Source organism: Ruegeria sp. I3, assembly GCF_056532525.1.
Genome location: NZ_JBQFNI010000022.1, coordinates 1 through 3439, shown reverse-complemented (window position 1 = coordinate 3439; position 3439 = coordinate 1). Strand labels below are relative to the sequence as shown.

1 tRNA gene and 2 rRNA genes are annotated in these 3439 nt (G+C 53.1%); all 3 read left to right on the top strand.

Annotated elements, in window-relative coordinates:
• Window positions 1-11: 11 nt before the first annotated feature.
• The 3 genes from ACR0L9_RS20550 to ACR0L9_RS20540 all read left to right on the top strand — a co-directional run bounded on the left by ACR0L9_RS20550 (window position 12) and on the right by ACR0L9_RS20540 (window position 3344).
• Window positions 12-2843 (top strand): 23S ribosomal RNA (locus ACR0L9_RS20550).
• Between the two features lie 187 nt (window positions 2844-3030).
• Window positions 3031-3145: ribosomal RNA gene (rrf, locus tag ACR0L9_RS20545) — 5S ribosomal RNA — on the top strand.
• A 122-nt stretch (window positions 3146-3267) separates the two neighbouring features.
• Window positions 3268-3344 (top strand) — tRNA-Met (locus ACR0L9_RS20540).
• Window positions 3345-3439: the final 95 nt, after the last annotated feature.

Sequence of the window (3439 nt, the reverse complement as noted above, 5' to 3'; positions counted from 1 at the left end):
TTTCTGGATCAAATCAAGCGCGAGAAGGGCGTTTGGTGAATGCCTTGGCAGCAAGAGGCGATGAAAGACGTGATACTCTGCGATAAGCCATGGGGAGCTGAGAATAAGCTTTGATCCATGGATCTCTGAATGGGGCAACCCACCTGAAAGCTTCATATTGTTATCTTTGATACTCAATATGGGGTTTAAACAGGTACTTAAGACCTGAATACATAGGGTTTTAAGAGCAAACCCGGGGAACTGAAACATCTAAGTACCCGGAGGAAAGGAAATCAATTGATACTCCCCTAGTAGCGGCGAGCGAACGGGGACCAGCCGAGCCAGATAAGTGACTAGAACACGTTGGGAAGCGTGGCCATAGCGGGTGACAGCCCCGTATAGGAAGCTTTGATGGACGTATTAAGTAGGGCGGAACACGTGAAATTCTGTCTGAAGATCGGAGGACCACCTTCGAAGGCTAAGTACTCCTTGCTGACCGATAGCGAACCAGTACCGTGAGGGAAAGGTGAAAAGCACCCCGACGAGGGGAGTGAAACAGTACCTGAAACCGAACGCCTACAATCAGTCGGAGGATCCTCGAGATCTGACGGCGTACCTTTTGTATAATGGGTCATCGACTTGGTCTTACGAGCAAGCTTAAGCCGTTAGGTGTAGGCGTAGCGAAAGCGAGTCTTAATAGGGCGAATGAGTTCGTGGGATCAGACCCGAAACCGAGTGATCTAGGCATGGCCAGGTTGAAGGTAAGGTAACACTTACTGGAGGACCGAACCCACATCCGTTGAAAAGGATCGGGATGAGCTGTGCCTAGGGGTGAAAGGCCAATCAAACTCGGAGATAGCTGGTTCTCTGCGAAATCTATTTAGGTAGAGCGTCATCCGAATACCCCGGGGGGTAGAGCACTGGATGGGTAATGGGGCCCCACAGGCTTACTGATCCTAACCAAACTCCGAATACCCGGGAGTACTAGATGGCAGACACACTGCGGATGCTAACGTCCGTAGTGGAGAGGGAAACAACCCTGACCTACGACTAAGGCCCCCAATTCATGGCTAAGTGGGAAAGCAGGTGGGACGACCAAAACAACCAGGAGGTTGGCTTAGAAGCAGCCATCCTTTAAAGATAGCGTAACAGCTCACTGGTCTAAATAAGTTGTCCTGCGGCGAAGATGTAACGGGGCTCAAGCCATGAGCCGAAGTCTAGGGATGCGTAAGCATCGGTAGCAGAGCGTAGTGTGACATAGTTCCTATCCTCTTTAGCGATCTTCGGATCGCCTTGGAGGATATTTGGAGCTTTCGATGAAGCCGGGGCGTGAGCCATCCGGTGGAGAGATCACTAGTGAGAATGATGACATGAGTAGCGACAAAGAGTGTGAGAGACACTCTCGCCGAAAGTCCAAGGGTTCCTGCTTAAAGCTAATCTGAGCAGGGTAAGCCGGCCCCTAAGCCGAGGCCGAAAGGCGTAGGCGATGGGAATCAGGTTAATATTCCTGAGCCAGGAGGATGTGACGGATTGCAGGTGTAGTTCAACCTTATCGGATTGGTTGGGCTGCTGAGCAGTTCCTGGAAATAGCCCTCCATCAGACCGTACCCTAAACCGACACAGGTGGACTGGTAGAGCATACCAAGGCGCTTGAGAGAACGATGTTGAAGGAACTCGGCAAAATACCTCCGTAAGTTCGCGAGAAGGAGGCCCGGTTCCTAGGCAACTAGGGGCTGGGGGCACAAACCAGGGGGTGGCGACTGTTTATTAAAAACACAGGGCTCTGCGAAGTCGCAAGACGACGTATAGGGTCTGACGCCTGCCCGGTGCCTGAAGGTTAAAAGGAGAGGTGAGAGCCTTGAATTGAAGCCCAGGTAAACGGCGGCCGTAACTATAACGGTCCTAAGGTAGCGAAATTCCTTGTCGGGTAAGTTCCGACCTGCACGAATGGCGTAACGACTTCCCCGCTGTCTCCAACATCGACTCAGCGAAATTGAATTGCCTGTCAAGATGCAGGCTTCCCGCGGTTAGACGGAAAGACCCCGTGCACCTTTACTACAGCTTCGCACTGGCATCAGGATTGTGATGTGCAGGATAGGTGGTAGGCTTTGAAGCAGGAACGCAAGTACCTGTGGAGCCTCCCTTGAGATACCACCCTTCGCACTCTTGATGTCTAACCGCGGTCCGTTATCCGGATCCGGGACCCTGCGTGGCGGGTAGTTTGACTGGGGCGGTCGCCTCCTAAAGCGTAACGGAGGCGCGCGAAGGTTGGCTCAGAGCGGTCGGAAATCGCTCGTTGAGTGCAATGGCAGAAGCCAGCCTGACTGCAAGACTGACAAGTCGAGCAGAGTCGAAAGACGGCCATAGTGATCCGGTGGTCCCGAGTGGAAGGGCCATCGCTCAACGGATAAAAGGTACGCCGGGGATAACAGGCTGATACTGCCCAAGAGTCCATATCGACGGCAGTGTTTGGCACCTCGATGTCGGCTCATCTCATCCTGGGGCTGGAGCAGGTCCCAAGGGTACGGCTGTTCGCCGTTTAAAGAGGTACGTGAGCTGGGTTTAGAACGTCGTGAGACAGTTCGGTCCCTATCTGCCGTGGGTGTAGGAGACTTGAGAGGAGTTGCCCCTAGTACGAGAGGACCGGGGTGAACGATCCACTGGTGGACCAGTTGTCGTGCCAACGGCAGTGCTGGGTAGCTATGATCGGACAGGATAACCGCTGAAGGCATCTAAGCGGGAAGCCCCCCTCAAAACAAGGTCTCCCTGAGGGCCGTGGAAGACCACCACGTCAATAGGCCGGAGATGTAAGCGCAGTAATGCGTTCAGTTGACCGGTACTAATCGCCCGATAGGCTTGATTTGATCCAGTAATGGAAAGACAAGACCAAAGCATACACTGACCTTGAGTTGGATAACGTCGCAGCGCCAAGCCGCGATGTTGGTTGATTATATAACCGAGTGGCAACGCGCCTTTTGCAAGCAAAAGACGCTGCCTGCCACCTCGTCGCTTTCCTGCAACGCAGGAAAGTCGACATGGGCTTTTCCTCGGTTTGGTGGTCATAGCGCAAGTGAAACACCCGGTCCCATCCCGAACCCGGAAGTTAAGCACTGCCGCGCCAATGGTACTTGGGCTTAAGCCCCGGGAGAGTAGGTCACCGCCAAACCTAGAAAAAGCCCACATCTCTCTAACACGATGAAAAGAACACTACCCGGTCTCAAGTAGCCGAATAGGCGCTAGACCAACACAAGACCTCAAGTAGCGTAAGCGATAGGTCACTTAAAGTGTCGCGGGATGGAGCAGCCCGGTAGCTCGTCAGGCTCATAACCTGAAGGTCGCAGGTTCAAATCCTGCTCCCGCAACCAACTTTAGAAAATCCCAGAGCAGCCCGTGCAGACTACAATTGATCACCCCGATCAATTGCTTAACGATCAAACCTCGCCAGGCTCATAACATGAAG